Origin of the sequence: Algibacter sp. Ld11 (genome assembly GCF_045066735.1) — a bacterium.
Taxonomy (GTDB): Bacteria; Bacteroidota; Bacteroidia; order Flavobacteriales; family Flavobacteriaceae; genus Algibacter.
Genome location: NZ_JBISHH010000026.1, coordinates 422,201 through 446,403 on the forward strand (window position 1 = coordinate 422,201; position 24,203 = coordinate 446,403).

16 protein-coding genes are annotated in these 24,203 nt (G+C 34.2%); 2 read left to right on the plus strand and 14 right to left on the minus strand.

Translation table 11 applies throughout. The features are described from left to right. Positions 1 to 3: 3 nt before the first annotated feature. The 12 genes from ACJJV4_RS18360 to ACJJV4_RS18415 form a co-directional block, all read right to left on the minus strand. A complete protein-coding gene (locus ACJJV4_RS18360) occupies positions 4 to 1,065 on the minus strand; it encodes an alpha-L-fucosidase (RefSeq protein ID WP_405296855.1) in 1,062 nt (353 codons plus the stop codon). Positions 1,066 to 1,071: 6 nt separating this feature from the next. Beyond that, positions 1,072 to 2,697 carry a sulfatase gene (locus tag ACJJV4_RS18365; RefSeq protein WP_405296856.1) on the minus strand — a complete coding sequence of 542 codons (1,626 nt, stop codon included), beginning with the start codon at positions 2,695 to 2,697 and terminating at the stop codon, positions 1,072 to 1,074. A gap of 44 nt (positions 2,698 to 2,741) precedes the next feature. Then, the gene (locus ACJJV4_RS18370) at positions 2,742 to 4,046 is read right to left on the minus strand and encodes a sugar MFS transporter (RefSeq protein WP_405296857.1); all 1,305 of its coding nucleotides are present in this window, start codon (positions 4,044 to 4,046) and stop codon (positions 2,742 to 2,744) included. A gap of 365 nt (positions 4,047 to 4,411) precedes the next feature. After that, positions 4,412 to 5,593, minus strand: a complete 1,182-nt coding sequence (locus ACJJV4_RS18375) for a PNGase F N-terminal domain-containing protein (RefSeq protein ID WP_405296858.1) — start codon at positions 5,591 to 5,593, stop codon at positions 4,412 to 4,414. After that, a complete protein-coding gene (locus ACJJV4_RS18380; protein ID WP_405296859.1) occupies positions 5,590 to 7,809 on the minus strand; it encodes a GH92 family glycosyl hydrolase in 2,220 nt (739 codons plus the stop codon). The genes ACJJV4_RS18375 and ACJJV4_RS18380 overlap by 4 nt, the downstream gene beginning before the upstream one ends. 99 nt (positions 7,810 to 7,908) lie before the next feature. Next, positions 7,909 to 8,919, minus strand: coding sequence for a N(4)-(beta-N-acetylglucosaminyl)-L-asparaginase (locus ACJJV4_RS18385; protein WP_405296860.1), 1,011 nt, complete (start codon positions 8,917 to 8,919; stop codon positions 7,909 to 7,911). Positions 8,920 to 8,932: 13 nt separating this feature from the next. Next, complete coding sequence (locus ACJJV4_RS18390; protein ID WP_405296861.1) at positions 8,933 to 11,179, minus strand: GH92 family glycosyl hydrolase; 2,247 nt, start codon at positions 11,177 to 11,179, stop codon at positions 8,933 to 8,935. A gap of 4 nt (positions 11,180 to 11,183) precedes the next feature. Continuing rightward, the gene (locus ACJJV4_RS18395) at positions 11,184 to 12,296 is read right to left on the minus strand and encodes a putative glycoside hydrolase (protein ID WP_405296862.1); all 1,113 of its coding nucleotides are present in this window, start codon (positions 12,294 to 12,296) and stop codon (positions 11,184 to 11,186) included. Positions 12,297 to 12,304: 8 nt separating this feature from the next. Continuing rightward, complete coding sequence (locus tag ACJJV4_RS18400; protein WP_405296863.1) at positions 12,305 to 13,378, minus strand: carbohydrate-binding family 9-like protein; 1,074 nt, start codon at positions 13,376 to 13,378, stop codon at positions 12,305 to 12,307. 10 nt (positions 13,379 to 13,388) lie between these two features. Next, complete coding sequence (locus tag ACJJV4_RS18405; protein WP_405296864.1) at positions 13,389 to 14,354, minus strand: glycosidase; 966 nt, start codon at positions 14,352 to 14,354, stop codon at positions 13,389 to 13,391. Positions 14,355 to 14,377: 23 nt separating this feature from the next. Continuing rightward, positions 14,378 to 16,276, minus strand: coding sequence for a sodium:solute symporter family protein (locus tag ACJJV4_RS18410; RefSeq protein WP_405296865.1), 1,899 nt, complete (start codon positions 16,274 to 16,276; stop codon positions 14,378 to 14,380). After that, positions 16,276 to 18,531: a GH92 family glycosyl hydrolase gene (locus ACJJV4_RS18415; RefSeq protein ID WP_405296866.1), complete on the minus strand. Its 2,256-nt coding sequence runs from the start codon at positions 18,529 to 18,531 to the stop codon at positions 16,276 to 16,278. Before ACJJV4_RS18415 ends, ACJJV4_RS18410 begins: the two co-directional genes overlap by 1 nt. A gap of 125 nt (positions 18,532 to 18,656) precedes the next feature. On the opposite strand from ACJJV4_RS18415, the gene ACJJV4_RS18420 reads away from it, so the two are divergent. Further along, a complete protein-coding gene (locus tag ACJJV4_RS18420; RefSeq protein ID WP_405296867.1) occupies positions 18,657 to 19,745 on the plus strand; it encodes a sensor histidine kinase in 1,089 nt (362 codons plus the stop codon). 17 nt (positions 19,746 to 19,762) lie between these two features. Further along, positions 19,763 to 20,473, plus strand: a complete 711-nt coding sequence (locus tag ACJJV4_RS18425; protein ID WP_405296868.1) for a LytR/AlgR family response regulator transcription factor — start codon at positions 19,763 to 19,765, stop codon at positions 20,471 to 20,473. A 34-nt stretch (positions 20,474 to 20,507) separates the two neighbouring features. On the opposite strand, the gene nagB is transcribed toward ACJJV4_RS18425, so the two are convergent. Both nagB and ACJJV4_RS18435 read right to left on the minus strand, forming a co-directional pair. Further along, positions 20,508 to 22,421 carry a glucosamine-6-phosphate deaminase gene (nagB, locus tag ACJJV4_RS18430; protein WP_405296869.1) on the minus strand — a complete coding sequence of 638 codons (1,914 nt, stop codon included), beginning with the start codon at positions 22,419 to 22,421 and terminating at the stop codon, positions 20,508 to 20,510. Positions 22,422 to 22,550: 129 nt separating this feature from the next. Continuing rightward, a complete protein-coding gene (locus tag ACJJV4_RS18435) occupies positions 22,551 to 24,191 on the minus strand; it encodes a beta-N-acetylhexosaminidase (RefSeq protein ID WP_405296870.1) in 1,641 nt (546 codons plus the stop codon). Positions 24,192 to 24,203 lie beyond the last annotated feature (12 nt).

Genomic DNA, 24,203 nt, shown 5'->3' on the forward strand with positions numbered 1-24,203 from the left:
GTATTACTTCGCTTCTTTTTTTAACATTTTCCCGACTTCTACTAAAATATTTACAGATTCTTTTGGCACATTTCCATCACCATTAGGACCAATATTTAATAACAAGTTACCGCCCTTACCATTAATATCTTTTAATTTAGCATATACTACTTCTGGAGTTTTCCAATCTGTATCTTTAATTTTATATCCCCAAGAATCATTTAAAGTATAACAGGCTTCCCAATTATAATTTACTTTATCTTCTAGGTGAAACTGCTCTGGAGTTCCGAAATCTTTTTTAAATAGCTTTCTTTTAGCAACTCTGTTATTAATAATAATACTAGGTTTTAAGGTTCTTATATATTGATACAAATCTTTACCATCTTCTAAAGTCCACCAGTCTACCCAGTCTGCATCAAACCAAATAATTTCGCTATCGTAATTCTCAATAAGCTCTTTAATTTGATTTTTCATGTAATTAACATATTCGGCTTTTCTGCCTTCTTTCATGCTAATTTGTCCCCAATTATGTTTTTTAGTTTTTTCGTTAATTTTCACAACCTGACTTGGGTGGTGCCAATCGATGATACTATAATATGTTCCAAAATGAAGGCCTTCTTTTTTACAAGCATCAGATAATTCTTTTATAAAATCACGCCCCTTCATTGGAGATGATGAGATATCAAAATCTGTATATTCAGAATCCCATAAACAAAAACCTTCGTGGTGTTTTGTGGTAATTACTAAATATTTCATACCAGCTTTTTTCGCTAATTTTACTATTTTTTTAGCGTTAAAATCTTTGGGGTTCCAGGTATCAATTAATTGAGCGTATTCATCTGCAGAAATATCCTGATTGCCTTGTATCCATTCTGCATATCGACCTTCTTCATTGCCTTTGTATATTCCTCCTAATTGACTGTACAATCCAAAATGAATGAACATACCATATTTAGCATCTGTAAACCATTGCATCCTTTTGGTGAAATCGGCTTCAGACTCTTCTAAATAATTAACCGGCTCCTGGGCAAAGCCAAAGGTTATTAATAATAGAAGTGTAAATAAAATGGTGTGTTTTTTTATCAAAATTTATTAGTGTTTTATGTTTTTTACGCTTAAATAGCGTTCTAAATTTTCTTCATTTAAAGCATCGCTATCACCATATTTTATTCTCATTTTCTCAAGTTGCTTGTGCATATCTTCTCTTACAGAGGTATATTCAACATCGTTATAAGCATTATGCATTTCTGTTGGATCTTTTTCTAAATCGTACAGCTCCCATTTATCAATATCATAATAGAAATGAATTAACTTGTAGCGATCTGTTCTTACTCCATAATGACGCTTTACTTTGTGTTCTGAAGGGTACTCGTAAAAGGTGTAGTAAATAGCATCTCGCCATTCACTTGCTTCTCCATTTACTAATTTTCTTAACGATTCGCCTTGTATGTTTTTATCAATATCTACTCCTGCAAAATCTAAAAATGTTGGAGCAAAATCAATATTTTGTACTAACTCATCAATTACTGTACCCGCTTTTATTTCTTTTGGGTATTTCATTAAAATAGGTGTTCTAAAAGACTCTTCATACATAAAGCGCTTATCGAACCAACCGTGTTCACCTAAATAGAAACCTTGATCAGAGGTATACACAACAATTGTATTTTCTTCTAAACCGTTTTCTTTTAAATAATCTAAAACTTGACCAACACCGTCGTCTACAGATTGTATTGTTCTAAGGTAGTCGTGCATGTATCGGTTATATTTCCAAATAGCTAAATCTTTACCTTCTAAGTTTCTTGATTTAAAATCGGCAATAATAGGATCGTAATAAGCATCCCAAGCGACTTTTTGCTCATCTGTCATTCTATCGTACCTCTTTTGAAACATACCTCTATATTTCGTTTTAAGCTCACCTTCCTTATCAAGCATTTTAAGGTCGTAAACCAAGTCCATATCTTTGTAAATACTCATTTCTTGAGTAGCAGCAGCTGGTCTATCCTCATAATCATCAAAGAAGTTCGCAGGCGGATTAAAGGTGACGCTATCCATTAATGTCAAGTATTTTTCTTCTGGCATCCATGTTCTATGTGGTGCTTTTTGATGATACATTAACAAAAACGGCTTGTCTTTTTTACGCTTAGTATCTAACCAATCTAAAGCAATATCTGTAGTTACATGGGTAATGTAACCGGGATATGTTTTCTTAACACCATTCTCGATAAAATCTGGCGAGTAGTACTGACCTTGACCAGGAAGTACATTAGAATAATCGAATCCTTGTGGTAAACCATCTAAGTGAATTTTGCCTACTAAAGCTGTTTCATATCCGTTTTTTTGCAATGCTTTAGCGAAGTTATCTTGATCCCAATTAAAAGGGCGAATATTATCAACCTTACCATTTTTAAAGCTATGTTTCCCGGTAAGCATTGCTGCTCTACTTGGTGCGCAAATTGAATTATTTACAAAACCTTTATTAAAAATAGCACCTTCTTTACCAATTCTATCAATATTCGGCGTGTTGTTTAATCCATGACCGTAAGCGCTAATGGCTTGGTAAGCATGATCATCACTCATTATAAAAACAATATTTGGTTTTTGAGGAGTTTCAACTTCAACTTTAGCTTCATCTTTACAGCTAAAGCATAACATGAAAACCGATAAAACTACCAAGTAGGAATTATTCAGTTTTGTTGTATTTAGAATTTGTTTTGCCATTTTTATCAATTGAATTGTTAGTGTTTTTTTATTCTATGAGATGTTTATTTCTTTCCAATTTTATGTCCCCATACAGCAAAGAACAAAATAAGAGCGTAGCAAGGAATTAATATCCAATAACTACTTGTTGCAGCGCTTGAAGTTGCTTGTACTTGATCTATACCACTTAATATGAGTTCGTTTTTATTAGCATCTACAATTCTTCCGTATAGTGGTGGAATAATTGCACCACCTGAAATTGCCATAATTAATAGGGCAGAAGCGGTTTTTGTAAATTTACCTAAACCTTCCAATGTTAAGGGCCAAATAGCTGGCCAAACTAAGGCATTTGCGATACCTAAAGCGGCTACAAACAGAATAGAAGTTAAACCTGTAGTGAATAAAATGCATAAACTAAATACAATACCAAGTATGGCACTTACTATCAAAGCTGTTTTTTGTTTAACGTATTTTGGAATTAAAAACACACCTAATGCATAAGTTGCTACCATAGCCATAAGGGTGTATGTTGTAAAATACTTAGCTTCTTCTCCTGTAAAGCCTAATGAGATTCCGTAAGATATAATAGTATCTCCAGCTATTACTTCTGCGCCTACATATACAAATAAGGCTAAAACACCTAACCATAAATGTGGAAATTGAAAGATACTAGTTTTAGTGCTTTTACCGTCTATTGTATCCTCTGAGTCTTCTGCTTCAACATTTGGTAATGGAGCCATTCTAATTAGAACACCTAATACAAAAAGAACGATAGCCATAATTAAATAAGGTATAAATACGCTATCGGCCATGGTATCTAAAAGTACATTTTTCTCTTCTAAAGAAACGCTTCCTAATTTATCTTTAACTTCATCTATACCCGACAGTAGTAATGCGCCAAAAATTAAAGACCCTAAAGCTCCCGCTGTTTTGTTTGCTATTCCCATAATAGCAATACGTTTAGCTCCACTTTCCATTGGGCCTAAAATTGTGATGTATGGGTTGGCAGCTGTTTGCAAAAGCGTCATACCAACACCTTGAATAAAAATACCTGTTAAAAATAACCAATAAGTTCTTGCTTCGGCTGCAGGTATAAAAAGTAAAGCACCTATACCCATAATGATTAACCCTAAAGACATACCTTTTTTATAACCTATCTTATTTAATATATAAGATGCTGGTAATGCCATTAAAACAAAAGAGATGTATGATGCAGAAGCGACTAAATAAGATTGCGCATCTGTTAATTCGTTTATGGTTTTCATAAAAGGAATTAACGCCCCGTTGATCCAGGTAACGAATCCAAAAATGAAAAACAAACTCGCTATAATAACGATTGGAACTAAATTACTTTTTTTTTGTGATTGCATATTTTTTTTGATTTTTATTATTAAATCTGAATAAATAAAAAAAATACAAAAAATCTAATGGTTGGTTCCCATTCTAATTCTTTAGTCGATTAATTGTTTTTTTGAATTTTGCAGATAGTTTTAATTGTTGACTAAATTAGATGTTATAATGTAGTGAAACAAATACTAAGTTAGCAGGAAACTATATTATTGTTTTAAGTAAGGGAGGACGTTATGAGGATCCTCCCTTAGACTTAAAATAAAACAAAACTAAACTTCAAATAAACTTACCCTAAAGTAAGTGACATAAAAGATTATTAGAAAATTAGTTCGACGAATAACAGGTTTGAAAAGGTGTTGGTTAAAAAGAATTTAATTCAACAAAATTATTTGTCGTAGGTGATATAAGCAGACACTAACCAATGGTTAGATTTATCTTTTCCGGCTGCTGTAGCGGGTATTGTAATAGTTAAAGATTGCTCGCCAGATTTTAGGTCACCTAGTTCTGTAACAAAAGGTTCTACCTTAGAACCAGGACACCAATTTGAGCGAGAAAGATCTGAAGACGCTAAACGCTCTTCAATTTCCTTAATCTTATATGTTTTTGTTTTTCTATCTCTGTAATAAGTAGAGTCTTTACGTAACCAAACTCCAGAAGTTGGATTAAAACGTCTAAAAGATGCGCAATCGTCTCTCCACGGGATAGTATCTATTACTGTTTTGCCGTTAACTAAAACCGTGTTTTTTATTTTTATAAATTCATCACCACCACTATGTCCACCGTGTCCTGTGGTAATGTAATGTAGTTTAGCGTTTTTAATATTTTTATCTAAAACGAAAGTATGTTCTAAAGATTTATTAGCAAAGAAGTCAGGCAAAGCTTGCCCTTTAACATAGTTTACCGCATTCACTAAAGGTAATACTTCACGTTGTTGTTTTGGTCTGCCAGAATAGATTAGGCTTAAATCGACTTTATACCCAACTTTGGTCCAGGTATCAATCCAAACGCCCACATAAAAAGTATCACTCACAATACTTTCAAGGTCTGAAATATCTTGATTCCAAACTACTTCTTTTTCCCAATGTGGCACATATACGGGTTTTCTGTGTTTTACTTCATCTGTACTGTAATGTCCAACACCAAATGGGGTCATAAAACGCAATAATTCAACTACGGGTTTGTAATTTTTAGTTGCTTTTACGCCTCCATGTTTTTCGCTAGTATAAGATGGTTTCGGAAACTCAGCTTTACCTTGTGCTATATTTAAAAATGAAATATCATCTGGATTTGTAATTACAAAACAAGAACCCGATTTGTCCCATTTGTCACCATTAGAACGTAGTGATAATTTGATATTAACATCGGTACCTTTTTTAAATTTTGGAACCGTTACTTTTTTTATAATAACTCTCCCGCCTTGGAGTCTGATAATATCAGGATTTTCAACTGTTGGCTTTCCAAAATTAAGTTGTTGATCTTGAAATATTACTTTTTCTATTTTGTTTTGTGAAAAAATTTGAGAACTACTAATTAGAAGAATGCTTAGTGCTAAGAATCTTAATATCATTTTAAATTGATTTTTAATTTTGAACCTTTTATTAAATCGGAATGGTTTATGAAATAACTTTTGTGTGTCTTACCATCCAGTTGAATCGTGTTTATTATGCCCTTTTTTATACCTGATTTTTCGATAACTAGAGTTTTACCTTTGTAATAGTTGGTATCTAAATCAATGGTTATTTTATCGAAAACAGGCGTTGATATTGTATAAATAGGGTCTCCAGGAGACACAGGATAAATACCCATCATGCTATAAATTAACCAAGCCGACATGGTGCCTGTATCATCATTACCTGGTAAGCCTGCAGGTTTGTTTTGAAAATATTCACGCATTAAATTATGCACTAATTGTTGCGTGCGCCACTCTTCACCTTTTACATAATTGAATAAATATGGGTACGCAATATCAGGTTCATTAGCCATATCGAATTGGTTGTTGCTAAATACGTTCTGAAGTTGCTTACTAAAGCTTTTTTTTCCTCCCATTAATTTCATTAAGCCTTCGATGTCATGCGATACCATAAAGGCGTACTGCCAAGCGTTACCTTCAATAAAACCAATGTTTTTGGTGAAATTAGCGCCTGCTAAAGGATTGAATGGTTCATGCCAAGTACCATCAGAATTACGCGGACGTAAGAGTTTTAAATTTTTGTCGAATAATTTTCTATATGAAATGGAACGTTTAGAGAAACGTTTATAATCGTCTTTTTTATTAAGTGCTTTAGCTAATAACGCAATAGAATAATCGGTGGCGTTATACTCTTGTGTTGTAGAAACAGAACCAATTTGATTGGTATTTAAATAGCCATTTTCAATGTAAGGTTTAATACCAGGTCGCAACGGATTATTTTCTAAAGCATCAGCACTTTTTACCATAGCTTCATAGGCTTTTTCAATATTGAAATCTGTAATGCCTTTTAAATAGGTGTCCGTTAAAATAATACCTGCAGGATCGCCTACCATAGTGGTAGTTTCGGTAGCGTTGAGTTCCCATTTTGGTAACCAGCCACTTTCATCATAAATATCAAGCATACTTTTAACCATATCCGATTGTTGCTTAGGGTAAACCAAAGACATTAAAGCATGAAGGTTTCGGTAAGTATCCCAAAAAGAAAATACAGTAAATCGTGTGTCTTCTGTTTTCAAAGTTTCTCGAGTTGCCATTTTTGGATATTCGCCGTTAAAATCATTTAAAATATTGGGATGAATTAAAGTGTGATAAAGTGCAGTGTAAAAAATGGTTTTATCATCTTCAGTACCACCTTCAACCTTGATTTTGGAAAGTTGCTGTTCCCAATGCGCTTCAGCTTGTTGGTGTATGGCTTCAAAACTGAAATCTTGTGTTTCTTGCTCTAAATTTTCGCGTGCATTTTCAATACTCACGTATGAAACTCCAATTTTTACTTCAACTTGTGTTGGTTTTTCAAAATGATAAGTGAAGTAGCTGCCAATACTATCGCCTATAACCTCTTTACTATAGCCTTCCATAAGTCTTGGTTTTCCATTATAAGGCATCCATTCTGCTTCAGCTCCTTTATACGTTTTGGGTGTCTTCCAAACGCCATACTTGGTAGCAGGTTTACTAAATTTTGCAACAAAATATACGGGATAGGCTTCTTCGGGTTTGTAATAACAAAAAGACCCAACAGTTCGGATACCTTCAATTTCGGTAGGCGATACTATTTTTATTGCAGCGCCTTCTTCATTGGTTAAGCCTAATCCTAAATTTAATAAAATATTCGATTGCCCTTTAGGAAAAGTATATCTAGATATACCTGTTCTGGTTGTTGTTGTGGTTTCAACTTTTATATTATATTTTGTTAAAACGTTGGAGTAGTAGCCCGCTTTAGCAGTCTCGTTGGTGTAGGTACTTCCGTATTTTAAATGATTGGTTTCAACATCGCCTGTGGTTGGCATTAAAAGGATAACGCCTAAATCTGGACAACCAACACCACTTAAATTAACATGAGAATAACCTGTTAGAAATGTGTTTTCGTTTACATAAGGGTTGGATAACCATCGACTATCTTTTTCTAACGTATTTTGAGTTCCCGCCACGTTAAACGGAGATACACTTACCATACCTCGTGGTGCAATGGCTCCAGGATTAGTGGCCCCAAAGTTAGAGGTACCTATAAACGGATTTACATATTTTGTGAATTCTTGAGCCTGGGTACTAAAAGAAGTTATGAGAAGCGATATAATAAAAAGCTTTTTTATCATAGTATAATGATGTTTGTAGATATATTTTACAACATCTAAATGTTTAATTATGTTGTTTTATTTATTAACAAGAAATATTAATTTAATTAAGATGTTATTTTAATCTTTCCAAGTCATTTTAAAATCAGGTTTTTCCATTCTATTGCCATTTTTTGCGTCGCAAACAGCGAAGTTGAAACCAGATCTTAAACTGTATCCACCATATTCGCCTTGTTTATTTACAGCAATAAAGCCTACTTGTAAGTGGGGCATGTCTTTATGGTTTTTGTGTTTGTTATAAATACGCTCTACAATAATTTTACAGGCTTCGTTGGGCGATTTTCCTTGACGCATAAGTTCTACAACCATAGCGCTACCTGCTGTTCTAATAACAGCCTCACCTAGACCTGTAGCAGCTGCTCCGCCTACTTCATTATCTAGAAATAATCCAGCACCTATAATGGGCGAGTCGCCAACGCGACCATGCATTTTCCAAGCGGCACCACTTGTGGTACATCCGCCTGTAAGATTGCCATCGCTATCTACGAGTAGCATGCTAATAGTATCGTGGTTTTCGATATTGATTACCGGTTGATATTTAGATTTTTCTAACCAGTTTTTCCAGGCTTTTTCAGATTCTGGAGTTAGTAAGTTTTCTTCTTTAAAACCTTGAGATAAGGCAAAATTTAATGCGCCTTTACCAGTTAGCATAACATGTGGAGTTTTTTCTAAAACTTTTCTTGCGACAGAAATAGGGTGTTTTATACCTTGTAAAAAAGATACAGAACCACAATCGCTATTTTTATCCATAATACAAGCATCGAGGGTTACTTTACCTTCACGATCAGGAAGACCTCCATAACCAACACTTCTTACTTTTGGATCGGCTTCGGATATTTTTAAACCTGTTTCTATAGCAGAAAGGCCAGATTCACCATTCTTTAAGGTATCCCATGCCGCTTGATTAGCTGCTAAGCCATGGTTCCAAGTAGAAATTATTACAGGCTTTTTTATAGTCTTATCTGCTGTTGTTTTTAAAACTTCTGCAGCTTGAGTAGCACAAGCACTAAATGTACTAAGGCCTACAGAGCCTAAAGCTGCTGTTTTTATAAATTTTCTTCTACCTGACATAACATCGAAATCTTTAATTAAATACTTGCCCAGATGGAGCCATTATAAAGGTATCATTTTTATTAGGTTTATCTCCCATAGTAAAAACTATTTTTCCTCCTTCCAGAATGGTTTTATGTGTAATATAACTTTGTTTAATGGCTTTTCCGTTTAAAGTAATAGATTGAATATACTTATTAGTTTTACTATTGTTTTTAGCTAAAACTGTAAACGTATTTCCATTTTCTAAATTTAGCGTTGCTTTATTAAAGAGGGGAGAACCAAAGCTATAAATACCTTGAGCTGGATTAACGGGATAAAACCCTAAACTACTAAAAATATACCAAGACGACATTTGTCCGCAATCTTCATTGCCACAATGCCCATTTGGTTTATTTTTATATTGAGTTTCTAAAATTTCTCTTATTCTTTCTTGTGTTTTCCATGGCTTACCAATGTAGTTGTATAAATACCCTACATGGTGACTTGGCTCATTACCATGAGCGTATTGCCCAATCATTCCTGTACTAAAAATAGGTAGTTTATCTTCAGCTAAAGGATAATAAGAAAACATAGAATCCAGTTTTTTCTCAAAACCACTTTCTCTTCCAATAGTATCAATTAAACCTTCAACATCTTGGGGTACTGACCATACATATTGCCATGCGTTACTTTCGCAAAAATAAGGTGTATATTCTTTAGGAATAAAATGCTCAATAAACTTACCGTCTTTATACTTTGGGCGCATAAATGTACTTTTGTAATCGTAAAGATTTTTCCAGTTGTTTGCACGTTTCGAAAAGTATTTATAGTCTTCTTCTTTTCCTAAATCTTTAGCGAATTGCGCAATACACCAATCATCGTAAGCGTATTCGAGCGTTTTAGATACGGACCAGTTTTCGTGATGTTCATCTATAGGTACGTAACCATATGTAATATAATCATCAATTTGCCTGCTTTTATCCATGGCACTTTGTTTACATGCTTCAAATGCCAATTCAGCATCGAAGTTTTTAATACCTTTAAAATAAGCATCTACAATAACAGGAACTGCGTGGTAACCAATCATCATATTAGTTTCGTTCCCTTGCATAGACCAGACAGGAAGTAAGCCTGTTTCATTATAATGTGCTAAAAGCGAATTTATCATGCTAGATACACGCTCTGGATGTAAAATGGTGTGTAAAGGGTGAGCAGCTCTGTACGTGTCCCATAAAGAAAAAGTATCGTAACGATCGTAATCTTTTACATTCATTATACTATCGTTTGCGCCTTTGTAATCCCCATTTAAATCACTTAGTAGGGTAGGAGCTAGCATAGATTGATACATCATAGTATAGAAAATTGTTTTCTTTTCTACATCATCGGTTTCAATCTTTATTTTCTGTAATTGTTTGTTCCAAATAACATCTGCTTGTGCTTTTATCGTTTCAAAATTAAAATCTGGAGCTTCTGTTTTAATCGATTTGTATGCACCATCAATACTACCCGTTGATAAGCCTGTTTTTAGAATGATTTTCTCGTTTTCTAAAGTGCTAAAATCAAGAATAAGTTTTGTGTTTACACCTTTTACAGGTGAATCTACTTGTTCTCCTTCACTTAATAACGTGTAAGATTTAAATGGTTTAGATAGATTAATAACAAAATACAATCGTTGGTCTCTAGCCCAACCTTTAGACATTCTATAGCCTTCTATGGTTTTATCGTCAACAATATTAAAATAGGTTTCAATTGGTTTATCCCAATTTAAAGAATACCCTAAATCGATATGAATTTGAGACAAACTATCTTTAGGAAATGTGTATTGATGAATTCCTGTTCTGCGTGTTGCGGTAACTTCAGCTTTTATCCCAAAGTCAGATAGCATTACGCTATAGTAGCCAGGAGAAGCCGTTTCACTGTCGTGAGAAAAGCTAGAAAAGGGTTTGAAATTATTATCTTTTATTCTTTTAGAAGATTTAGTGTTGGTTGGCATTATTAAAATATCGTACATATCGCCGGCGCCAGTACCACTTAAATGTGTGTGTGAAAATCCCGAAATAATAGAATCTTGGTAAAAATATCCAGCAATTCTATCCCAACCCGGAATACCATGATCTGGACTTAATTGCACCATTCCAAAAGGCACTGTAGCTCCGGGATATGTATTTCCCGGGCCATCAGTACCAATAAAGGTATTTACAAAAGTTGTTAACGCTAAGGGGTTAGTTTCTGCTGCTTTTTCTTTTTTACATGATAAGCAACAAATTATTAGTAACGTAATGTAAATACTTTTATTCATGTATTTATTCTTTAGAATTTTTAATAATTTCAAATTGCTCTTCTGTCATTTTTCCATCATCAAAAAATGCAATTCCATTTGCACCGTTATCTTTTGCCATTTGAATAGCCTTTTTTAAATCTTCTGGCGTTAATTTAGGTGTATACAATCCGGTATGTAGTTGAGTCGCTTTTCCTTCCAAATCTTGAACGCCTTGTTTGGTTGCATAAGCAATCCAATCTAACTCTTCGTTGTAAAAATTGTAATATATCATTGGTAAAACCATATCTACATTCCATTTATCCCAACGTTGACGCACCATATGGTCTGCCATTTCTGGGTAAGGAAATACGGCGGCACTTAATTTTTTATCATGTTTGTGTACAACTTCATATGCTTCGTTTACAAGAGATCTTATTTCATTTAAACGGAAGTTTTTCCATTCAATATCAATTGCAGGGTTTTCCATTTTACGAGGATCTTTGTGGTGAAGTGCCATAAATTTTTCTATACTCGCATCAGAATAATCAAAATCGTAATCTGCTAATTCTTCCTCTTGTTTTAAATCGTATTTTGGAAGTAATCCAATTGGTAAATAAACATCTGGGTAACGTATATAATCTAAGTGTACACTTGTCACTCCTTCTACCTTAGCTAAACCTTCTACCAAACTTAAAATGTGTTTTCTTGCTTCTGGGTGACTTGGAGATAACCATTGATAATATCCTACATACGGTCTTTCTTCTTTTACAAAACAAGACTTTCCGCTACGGCTAACCATATACCAATCTGGGTGTTGTTGCGCTATAGAATCTCCTGGTCTATTTGTGGTAAACATCCAAGCATGCACCTCTAAACCTAACTTATTTGCTATTGGCGCTGCCTTAGATAATGTTTTAGGATCTGCATTTGTATTGATTAAAATAGCATCAATACCGTTTTCTTTTAAAATACTAAATCTCTTTTCTATACTAGACTCTGATTCTTTATCTCCTACAGCAATCCATTTCCAATATTTATATTTTCCTTCAGTTTTTTCTGTTATCACTTTAGAATCAACAATTGTGTTTTGTTTTGATGCATTGTTACAAGATATAAAACCTAATACAAGGGTAATTATTGCTATTCTTAATTTCATATTAATTGTTATTTAGATATAAATTTTCCGTCTTCTTTAACCGTTAGCATTTTATTTGTGAATGGACTTTTTACTGATATGTTCCATCCCATGCTGTGGGTTTCTAATTTCGGTTCTATTATTTTTCCTTCTATTTTAATTTCTGATGTTTTTAAATTTTCTACGGAAGTAAAGTAGGTTTTATTTTCTTTAAAATGCGCAGTTTGAATACGATACATTTTATACAATTCCCACTTTATTTTATCGTCTTGAGGAATTGTGAAATTATTTTCTTTTTGAGGTGCTTCGGAAGAGAAAAATACATAACCCCATTTTTCAGGTTCGTGCATGTTTATAACGCCCATAGGGGACCAAACCCAGTTATACTCATGTAAACGCTTTCCGTTGGCATCTTTTTTTCTTTCGTATTTGCCATCTTCTGTTATTTGATAATCCCAATTTACGCGAGAAAAATTCACTCTCCAAAATTTATCAGTCGGTACGTTTTTATGAAAGTAACCTGTTTTGTATGCCGCCCAAGGAATAGCAACTTCTAAAACCCAACCTGTATCAATATCGTTTGGGTTATTGATGGTGCCATTAACTTTTACAGCCGATTTTAAGCCGGTAATATTCCAATCGTTTAATGCCACATTGGAATTTCTATATGGTTTGCTTACAAATAAATCCCAAGCGGTGTTTAATGCGTTGATCTCAAGCTCGTAGTAATTATGAGTGTCTCCGGTTGGGTCTACAAAAATTTCAAAGTCATTATTATGAAAAATAATAGCATCGCGCTTCGTGATATCGCCCCAAACATGTGGCTCGTATATTTTTGCTAAAACATAGAAATAAGTATCATCCCAAAGCATTTTAACTTCCGTTTTGTACTTAGGCTGTTTTTTGCCTTCAATATCTATAAATGGGTTTGTCCAAGCGACTTTATTCCAGGCATCTTCATTATATTCACCATCAATAGTTATAGCATCCGAAGTTTTATAAGCGGTATACGTTTCGGGAATAATGGTTGTTTCTTCCTGAGCACAACTTAAAGTTGAAATACTACAACTTAATAACAATAAAAATGTGAGCTTTAACTGCATCTATCTCGGTTTATAAACTATTGTTTTTAGTGAATTCTACTACCTCGCTAAGTTTACCAAATGCTAAAGCAATAACAGTATCTGCTGCACCATAATATACAGCCAATTTGTCTTCTTCAATATCATGTAAAGCGGCACATGGGAACACCACGTTTGGTACATCACCTACTTGCTCGTAAATTTCAGCAGGACCTAATAAATAAGGTTGTGTTCTGTATTTTACTTGGTCTGGAGCATCTTCTTCTAAAAGTGCAGAGCCCATAGCATATCTAAAGCCGTTGCACGTATTTATAACGCCATGATAGAGCATAAGCCAACCTTCATTAGTTAAAATAGGGATTGGGCCAGCGCCTATTTTGGTACATTGCCAAGCACTATCTTCAAAGTTTGTAGCTTTCATAACACAACGGTGTTCACCCCAGTATTTCATATCTGGGCTGTAACTAATATAAATATCTCCAAAAGGGGTATGGCCATTATCACTTGGTCTGCTTAACATAGCAAATTTCCCGTTTATTTTCTTCGGAAACAAAACACCATTTCTGTTGAAGGGTAAAAAAGCATTTTCACATTGAAAAAACTCTTTAAAATCGAAAGTATAACCAATACCAATGGTTGGACCATTGTAACCATTACACCAAGTAATCCAATAGCGGTCTTCGATAAAAACAACACGCGGGTCGTATTTATAGTCAGAGTCTATCATTTCAGTATTTCCAGCCTGAAATTGGATAGGTTCGTGCTCAATATCCCAGTTAATACCATCTTTACTAAAACCTGCAAAAATATTCATTTGCACTGCTTTATTGTCGCAGCGAAAAACACCAGCAAAACCATCTTTAAAAGGCACAATAGCGCTATTAAAAATACTATTAGACGATGGAATAGCATACCTATCTATAATAGGATTTTCGCTATATCTCCACATAACATCGTTACTGTTACTTGGTTTATCTTGCCAAGGTATTTGTTTCATTCTTTATAACTTTAAAATTAATTTTATACGTCTAATACTTCTTCTGTGTCTGGAAGTTTTCGAACTTTATCTAGCCAAGTAAATTTTAGAATAACCGAAGTTACTACAAAAACTAGAAGAGCTATTAATGTTTTTGGATAATCCCTAATCATAAAATAAATAGGTAATAAAACCATACTCGATTGCCAGATAATGCCAACTAAGCAATTTAGCATATCGGCTTTAAAATCAGTGTTTTTAATAACTTCCGGTTTATCTTGTTTTAATGCTTTGTAGACAGGATGCCACCAACCCCAAGGGCGAACGTTGTTGTAAAACGCTTTTAGGGTTTCCATATTGGTTGGTGCTGTTAAATAGGTGCCTAAAAAAGAACCTAATAATGATACTGCAAATATAATTGGAAATATATAAATAACTTCAATGTTTGCACAATGGTACAACCAAGAGCCTACTTCAAAATTTGCCTTATTCATGTCTAATAAAAACTGGAGGGTTGCGATAATTAATCCAGAAGTCATTCCCCAAAAGTATCCCCACCCATTAAAACGCCACCAAATCCATTTTAAGAAATTAGATGCTACATAACCACCATAAAGCGCACTAGTGATCCAAAGTGTTATGGCGTTAATAGATTCCGCAAAGAAGCCCATGATAACACCAAGAATTACAATAATAAATGATGTGATATGACTAGCTTTTATGTAATGAGACTCTTCTTCTTCTGGTTTATAATATTTTTTATAAATATCATTTACAACATAGGCTGGCCCAGAATTAACAAAGGCAGAAAATGTAGACATAAAAGCAGCTAAAAGCCCAGCGAGTAATAGTCCTTTTATACCAACAGGTACATGATTGTTAATAACTGTGGGAAGTATAATTTCTAAATCGTTAAGACTTAATGTTGGCGAAGCTGCCATAGATGGAGCTAAATACACTAAGGCTAAAACCACAATACCACCAATAAGTAAATAGCGTGGTATAAATAAAATAAGATTTGTAAAACCACTCATGTAAGCCGCCTCTTTTACCGAGCGTGTCGATAAAATACGTTGCATATCATAACTTGGGGTTGGTCCTGCAATACTTGCAAAAAAGCCTTTAAATAAGCACATGCCAATAAAAGCGCCAAACATTTTGTAGCCTTGCGTATCTACGAGGTTATTAAAAGCTGTGAGTTTACCCGTCCAAGAGCCTTCAATAGAATTTCCGAAGAAAATAGTACTCCATTCTGTTGAAATGATATTGTTTATCTCAGCATCTGAAACTGCGATAAAGGCATAAATAGCAACTAATACACCCGATAAAACCATGATGCCGTATTGGAGTACTTCGGTAGCAACTACAGAAAACATACCACCTTTAATGGTGTAAATGGTGGTTAAAAATATTATGATTAAGGCGTAACTCTGGCTTGAAGTTAGTAGGATGGCATCATTTATTATTAAGGCGATATCCCAAGGAAGAATAACCGACATAAATTTGCCAACACCTTCAAAGAAATAAGCAATAAAACCTACTGAAGCTACAATGGCAAAAATAGCCACAATAAGGTGCGAGGCCCTGCCAGCTCTATCATCTCCAAAGCGCGTTAAAATCCATTCGGAACCAGTCATGATGTTAGAACGTCTAATCCATACGGCTAGAAAAACCATAATGAAAATTTGATTCCATATAGGCCACATCCACATAAACATGAAACTTTTTGCACCATATAAAAAGAGTAGGCCAACCATCCAAGCGGTACCCGAAACATCAAACATTCCGGAGCCATTACTAAGCCCTAGGTAATACCATTTTATACTTTTGCCTCCTAAAAAATAAGAGTCTAAGCCTTTTGATGCACGTTTAGATATCCAAATACCAACACCGAGGGTTAAAAGGATATAGAGTACAATTATTATTACATCTATACTGTGCATTATTTTCCGCTGTTTTTGTTAATTCCCCAAGATTTGTTTGGCGTATTTCCCATTGTGAAATGAAGTGTTCCTCCTTCTAAAATAGTTTGATGAGAAATAAATGATTGATTGAAAGGGCTACCATTAAGTTTGGCAGATTGTATGTAAATGTTTTCTGCTGAAACGTTTTCTGCTTCAATTGTAAAACTTTTATTTTCTGAAATGTTAATAGTGGCTGTATCAAAAATAGGACTGCCAATTTCATATTCGGTAGATGCGGGGTTCATGGGGTATAAACCAATAGAACTTAAAGCGTACCAAGCACTCATTTGTCCACAATCCTCATTGCCACTTAATCCATTAGGGGTGGTGTTGTATTGTGTATCCAGGATATAGCGAGACCAATACTGTGTGCGCCAAGGTTTATCGGCATGATTAAACATATATGCAATATGGTGACTAGGTTCATTTCCATGCGCATATTGGCCAATTAATCCCGAAATATCTGCCGAGGTATTTGTACCTGTAATTTCAGAACTTTCGGTGAATAATTGCTCCAAGCGGTCGGTGAATATATCGTTACTACCGTGTAATTCAATAAAATTTTCAACGTTGTGTGGTACAAACCAACTGTGTTGCCAAGCATTACCTTCGGTATAATCGGTATGTTCTCTATGGTTTGAATACTTGGGGTCGAAGGGTGTGTGCCAAGATGTTCCATCTTCTGCTTTTCCTCTCATAAAGCCTGTTGTATTATCAAATAAAAATTTATAAGCTTGTGAGCGTTTTGAGAAATAATTGTAATCTTCGGTTTTTCCTAAAGCCTCAGCCATTTGTGCTACACACCAATCATCATAAGCATATTCTAGTGTTATGGTAACCGATTCGTCTAATAAATTATAAGGAATATATCCATATTCTTTATAGAATTTCAAACCACGTTCATCTTGCATCATAGTGGTTTTCATGGCTTCGTATACTTTTTCAGCATCAAAACCTCGAATACCTTTTAAATAGGCTTCAACAATTACCGGAATAGAGTGGTAACCTGTCATGGTGTTTGTTTCATTGCCGTAAAGCGTCCAAACAGGTAAAATCTTTTTAGTGTCGTAATAGGCCAACATGGTGTTGGTTATATCTGATACTTTTTCCGGAGCTATTAGTGTAAGTAGAGGGTGTTCTGCCCTAAACGTATCCCATAGTGAGAGCGTGGAATACGCTGTATAATCTAAGGCAGTTACAACACTATCATTTTCTTTTCTAAATTGCCCATTTTTATCGCTAAAAGTAACAGGTGCTAATTGAGCATGATACATAGCGGTGTAAAAAATGGTTTTTAAAGAATCTATATCGGTTTCTACTTTTATTTTAGCTAAAGCAGTTTCCCATGTAGATTCTGCTTGTGTTTTTACAGTTTCGAAATTAAAATCATTAGCTTCTAAATTGCCTTTAGCGTTATCTACACTAACGGATGATAAGGCTACTTTGGCAAGAAGCTCATTATTATCATCTGTTTTAAAAAATAGTTGTGTAGCTGTTTGTATGCCTTTGGCAATATTACTTTCAATAGTCTTTGTATCAGAAACTAAAGTTTGTTTTGTGATAGGCTTGGAGAATTTAGCAACAAAAAACACTTTTTGATTTTTTGCCCAACCTGTACTGTGTCGGTAACCACTTATGGTATACTCGTCTTCAATTTCTATAGAGGTTTGCGTGGCTTTATCCCAATTAATTCCAAAACCTAAATTCACAACTATGGTTTGAATGTCTGCTGGTTTAAATGTGTATTTGTGGTATGCTGTGCGTAGTGATGTTGTTAATTCAACATTAATATTATGGTCTTCAAGAAAAACTTGATAATAACCCGGAGTTGCTTTTTCGTTACTATGGCTATATGTAGATTTATAGCTAAGAGAATCTCGCGATTTTGGTGTTGTAGATATATCTACAGCTTTATTTACAGGCATAAATAACACATCGGCTAAGTCCCCAATACCTGTGCCACTTAAGCTTAAATGACTAAAACCAACAGCTATAGAATCGGAGTAATGGTAACCAGAACACCAGTCCCAACTGCTTTTTCCGTTTACTGGGCTTACTTGTAACATTCCAAATGGTACTGTTGCACCTGGGTAAGTATGTCCATGACCACCAGTACCTATAAAAGGATTTACATGTTTGGTAATAGAATCATTTTTAGGATGCTTTTTTTCGATACTTTTGTTGCAACTTGTGATTAAAAGGATAGAGAAAAAAAGTAGTGTAAAGTTTTTCATAAAATGATTTAAGCGGTTTAATTATTTAAATTTTCATAAATTTAGCCAATATTAAAAGTTATTTAGACGGATAACGTATTAACTCAGGTAAACATCAAAAAATACCTATAATTTTTTTTACTCTCGTGGATTTTATATCAAATCACCTCTATAAAGTATCCTTAAAACACCATATTCTTTTTTGGTTAGTATATTTTACTCTAAACACGTTACGCTGGGGCAGTTACTTTGATGATGTCTCTTTTGAAGGTGTTTTAAAGTTTCCTTACTGGTATTCATTAAAAACAAATACTTTGGGATTCCCGATACATATGATATTATGTTATCTCAATATTTATGTACTTATGCCTAAGCTGGCTTTTAAGAAAAAGTATGTTTCCTATATCGTGCTTATGCTGTCTGCTATTTTTATTATGGTGGTTATAAAATTTAATTTAACCTATTTTATGGTGAGTCAAAATGTATGGCCAGAGGGACCAGAGACCATAACGAACCTATCGCTTAATTATACTATAGACATGATGTTTGGCGAGCTTTATGTTGTTACGTTTGTTACGGCAATTAAAGTAACTTTAGATTTTTTAGAAGAACATAGACGTGTTGCCGATTTGGAAAAAACGCAATTAGAAACCGAGTTATTGTTTTTAAAAACGCAAATTTCTCCTCATTTCTTTTTTAATACATTAAATAATATTTATTCTTTATCGGTAGAAAATTCAAAGAAAACCCCAAAAATTATTCTGAAGTTGGCAGAATTAATGCGTTATCTACTTTATGAAACAAAAAATAAGCGACAATCTTTAGAAGCCGAAATACTTTGCATTCAAAATTATTTAGACCTCGAGCGCGTAAGGCATAATGATGAATTAGAGATAGATATGTCTATTTCTGGTGATATTTCAGATAAAGAAATTGCTCCAATAATTCTTCTGTCTTTTATAGAAAATGCATTTAAGCATGGTGTACATAAAAATATAGGAGAAGTTAAAATTGAAATTGATTTATCTATTAAAGAAGATTTTCTGTATTTTACAATTTCTAATCCTATGCCGTTGATAACGGAGTATCAGGAAACGTTTAGCGAATCTAGTGGGATTGGTTTGGAAAACGTGAAAAAAAGGTTAGCATTAGGCTATCAAAAAAATGATTATAAATTAGATATTAATAGTGATAACGACAAGTTTGTTGTTCAGCTTAAAATAAGAGTCTCTTAAAAACGAATACAACCTCCATGAAAATAAAATGCTTAATAATAGACGATGAACCTCTCGCAATAAATGTTATTAAAAACTATTTGGAGCAAATAGAAGATTTTGAACTTATTAGTACGTTTAATAATGCTATAGATGGTTTAAATTTTTTAAAAAGTAACACTGTAGATGTTATCTTTTTGGATATTAATATGCCTGTACTCGATGGTTTAAACTTTATTAAGAGTTTAGAGAACCCGCCGCTTTTAATTATTACAAGTGCTTACGATGAGTTTGCTGTAGAAACCTATGAACTTGATGTTTTAGATTACTTAATTAAACCTATTGAATTCCCGAGGTTTATGAAGGCCTTAAACAAGGTGAATAGGAGGTTAGAGAACAATAAAGTGATAGTAGATACTTCTAAGGATAGACCTTATATTTTTGTTAAAATTGATAAGAAGAAAATGAAAAAAATCTTTTTAGATGAAATTTTAACTGTGGAATCGTTAAAAGATTATCTGAAAATAAACACCCTTACGGGGAAATATATTATACACAGTACATTATCGGATTTTACAAATTTACTACCATCAAACGATTTTCTGCGTATCCATAGATCGTACACAGTGGCTTTAGATAAAATTGATGCTGTAGAAGGTAATAGTGTAGAGATAGAAGGCCTTAGGTATGTAATAGGAAGGTCTTATATTGAAGAAGTTAAACAAAAAATATTGAACTCCTCTATATAAGACCTTGGTTGGTTTTATTTGCTATTAATAAATCCTAAAAATGATAACGTTTAAAGGCTTCAATTGCTGCATAATCAGCTAATCCTAAATCGTTGTATTTTTTTGCTGTTAGTCTATTTCTATCTTCAACTCTTACCCAAAACTCTCTGTTATCATCTCCTTGAAACATAACACCATCTTTTTGAGATTGATGATAGAATATCGCATGTCTTTTTCTTAAAACTTGATCTGGACTCATTGGTACAGCCATTTCTATTTCGTAAGATTCCCATTCGTGCCATGCACCACGGTATAACCAAACCCAACAATCGTCCATATAGCTATTAGGTTTTAATGTTTTTAAAGCTATAAATATAGCGTCTAAACAAACCTTGTGAGTACCATGCGGATCGGCTAAATCGCCAGCAGCATATATTTGGTGAGGTTTTATGTTGTCTATTAGGTTAGCTACAATGGTAAAATCATCTTCTGATAAATTATTCTTTTTTATGGTTCCAGTTTCGTAAAACGGAAGGTCTAAAAAGTGAACATGATCATCGTCTAATCCGAAATAACGTGTTGCACCAAGAGATTCACTTCTTCTAATACGCCCTTTCAGCTTTCTTACTTCAAGAGAGTCTATTTCGTTACCTGTTTTGTTGTTTAGGTAATCTATAATAGCTTGAGGTTCTTTGGAATCCGCATTAAACGATTTTGCTATTTCGGCAAACTTCATAGCCTCTTCATCAGAAACCGCAATGTTTCCCGAGGTTTGGTATGCAATATGTACATCATGTCCTTGTTGAACTAGTCTATCAAAAGTACCTCCCATAGAAATAACATCATCATCTGGGTGTGGACTAAATATAATAACGCGTTTTCTTTCTGGTGTAGCGCGTTCTGGACGGCTAGAGTCGTCTGCATTTGGTTTTCCTCCTGGCCAACCAGTAATGGTTTTTTGCATCTTGTTAAACATTTTGATGTTTAAATCATATGCAGAGCCTTCTTCAGCTATTAAATCAGACATGCCATTATCATTATAATCTTTGTCTGTTAATTTAAGGAAAGGCTTCTCTGTTAATTGGCTTAACCAAACAACAGCTTTAAGTTCTAATTCTTCGGTCCATTTGCATGAAGCTACCAACCATGGTGTTTTAACACGAGTAAGTTCTGCCGATGCGCCTTGATCTAATACAAATGTTGTGTTGTTGTGTTCTTGTAAATACGTTGCAGGAACTTGACCAGTAACGTCTCCTTCAATAGTATCTTTTAGAATACTAGCTTTGTTTAAACCCCACCCAAGTAAAACAATTCGTTTAGCGCTTCTTACGGTGCCAACACCCATTGTTATTGCTTTTCTAGGCACGTTATCTATCCCTAAAAAAGAAGGTGCAGCATCTGCTCTTGTAATATGATCGAGTATAATGCTACGTGTTCTAGAATTAAAGTGAGATCCAGGTTCATTAAAGCCCACATGTCCTGTTCGACCTATACCTAATAATTGAAAGTCTAAGCCTCCTAATTCTGTAATTTTATTTTCGTAATCAATGCAATATTGGTGTAAATCGTCTGGGCTTACAGTACCGTTTGGTACGTTAACATTTTCAGGAAGAATATCAACATGATTAAATAAGTGTTCATGCATGAAGTAGTAATAACTTTGAATGTTGTTTTTATCCATAGGATAATATTCATCCAAATTAAAAGATACCACGTTAGCAAAACTTAGGCCATCTTCTTTGTGCATTCTTACTAGTTCTTCGTAAACTTTTATTGGTGAAGATCCTGTTGCAAGACCTAAAACGCAAGGTTTGTTTGCGGCGCTTTTTTCTTTAATTAAAGTCGCTATTTCTTGTGCTACAATAATTGAGGCTTCTTGTGATGATTCGAAAATTACGTTGTGTATTTTTTCAAAACGTGTTTCTTCAAATTTACCGGCTTCTTTGTATTTAATAAGTTCTGTTTGCATATTACTTGTAATTTGTGCTTAGTGACTCAAAACTATCTTTTTATTGCTTTTTTACCTTATAATTTCGACCAGTAACTTCAGGTCATAGACAAAAAAAACAGTTAAGTGACATGTTTTATAAAAACGAGTTTAATCTTCTGATGTAATCTCTAAGCTATGTTTTGCGTAATTGAACCCTAAAGCTTCATACCTTTTTGCTAAGTGAATTAGGCGTGTTTGGAAATCTCCCCAGTCTTTGGTTTCATAAGTAGACCAAACCACCTCAGATAGTGCTGTTAGCCTTGGTAAAACCATATATTCTACATGCTCTGGTGTTTTCATATATTCACTCCAAACATTAGCTTGGGCTCCTAAAATATACTTTTGCTCTTCTTTAGTTAGTTCTTTTGGAAGCGGATTATAGCTATACACTTTTTCTACGGGTGTGTAACCTCCTATGGCAAGTGGTTCGTTTTTTCTATCTTTAGTTTGATAAAAATCGAAGTAACAAAACCCTGTTGGCGTCATAACTACATTATGGTGCATTTTTGCTGCTTGAATACCTCCTTTTTCACCTCGCCAAGACATTACCGCAGCGTTAGGGGCTAAACCACCTTCTAGAATTTCGTCCCAACCAATAATATTTCTACCTTTTGAGTTTAAGAACTTTTCAATACGTCTAATAAAGTAACTCTGTAATTCATGCTCGTCTTTTAAGCCCTCTTTTTTTATAATGTCTTGAGCTAATTTGCTTGTTTTCCATTGTGTTTTCGGAGCTTCATCGCCTCCAATATGTATTAATTTACTAGGGAAAAGTGAAATAACTTCAGTTAAAACATCTTCTAAAAATTTAAAAGTTTCTTCGCTTGGTGCATATATTTCTGGAAATACGCCCCATCTTTTACCAACTTCATATTGTTCGCCTGTGTTTCCAAGTTCTGGGTAAGCCGTAATGGCAGCAAGAGAGTGTCCGGGTAATTCAATTTCTGGAATTATGGTAATGTGTCTTGTTTCCGCGTAAGCGACAACCTCCTTAATATCTTCTTGGGTGTAAAAACCACCGTAGGGTTTACCATCGTATTCTACCTCGGGTTTGTTCCATGTGTTACCATGACCAACAATAGTTTCTTTTCTAATGCTACCAATAGATGTAAGTTTTGGATATTTTTTAATTTCTATACGCCATCCTTGATCTTCGGTTAGATGCCAATGAAAAGTGTTCATTTTGTGCATGGCCAATATGTCGATGTATTTTTTTACGAACGACACTGGGAAAAAATGACGAGCAACATCTAAGTGCATGCCTCTATAAACAAATTTTGGACTGTCAGTAATGCTTGTTGCAGGAATTGAAACTTCCGCTTGAGTGTTGCTAGCAGTTGCTGGTGAGGGAATTAACTGACTTAAGGTTTGAATACCATAAAACACACCAGCGCTTGTTTTACCGGTAATTGTAATTTGATTGTAGCTTACGGAAAGCGTATATCCTTCGTTATTCTCTATGGTATCATCTAGTTTTAATAGAATGTTGCCTTCGGTTTCTTTTGAAAAAGGAATGCGTTTACCAGAAACAGTACTTAGTATTTCAGAAAGGTATTGTCCTTCGTTTTCTAAAGTGGTTTCTGCGGTAATCGTTGTGTTTTCATCCAACAAAAAACGGCCATCGGAAATTTGTAATGACGTTGGTTTTGGAATAATGAGATAATCGGCTTTGGTATTAATAACCTTAGCATACTTGTTTGAGCAGGCTGAAACGATGATGCACAGCGCAATTAGTAGAGTGTTTTTCATTATGAGTGTGTT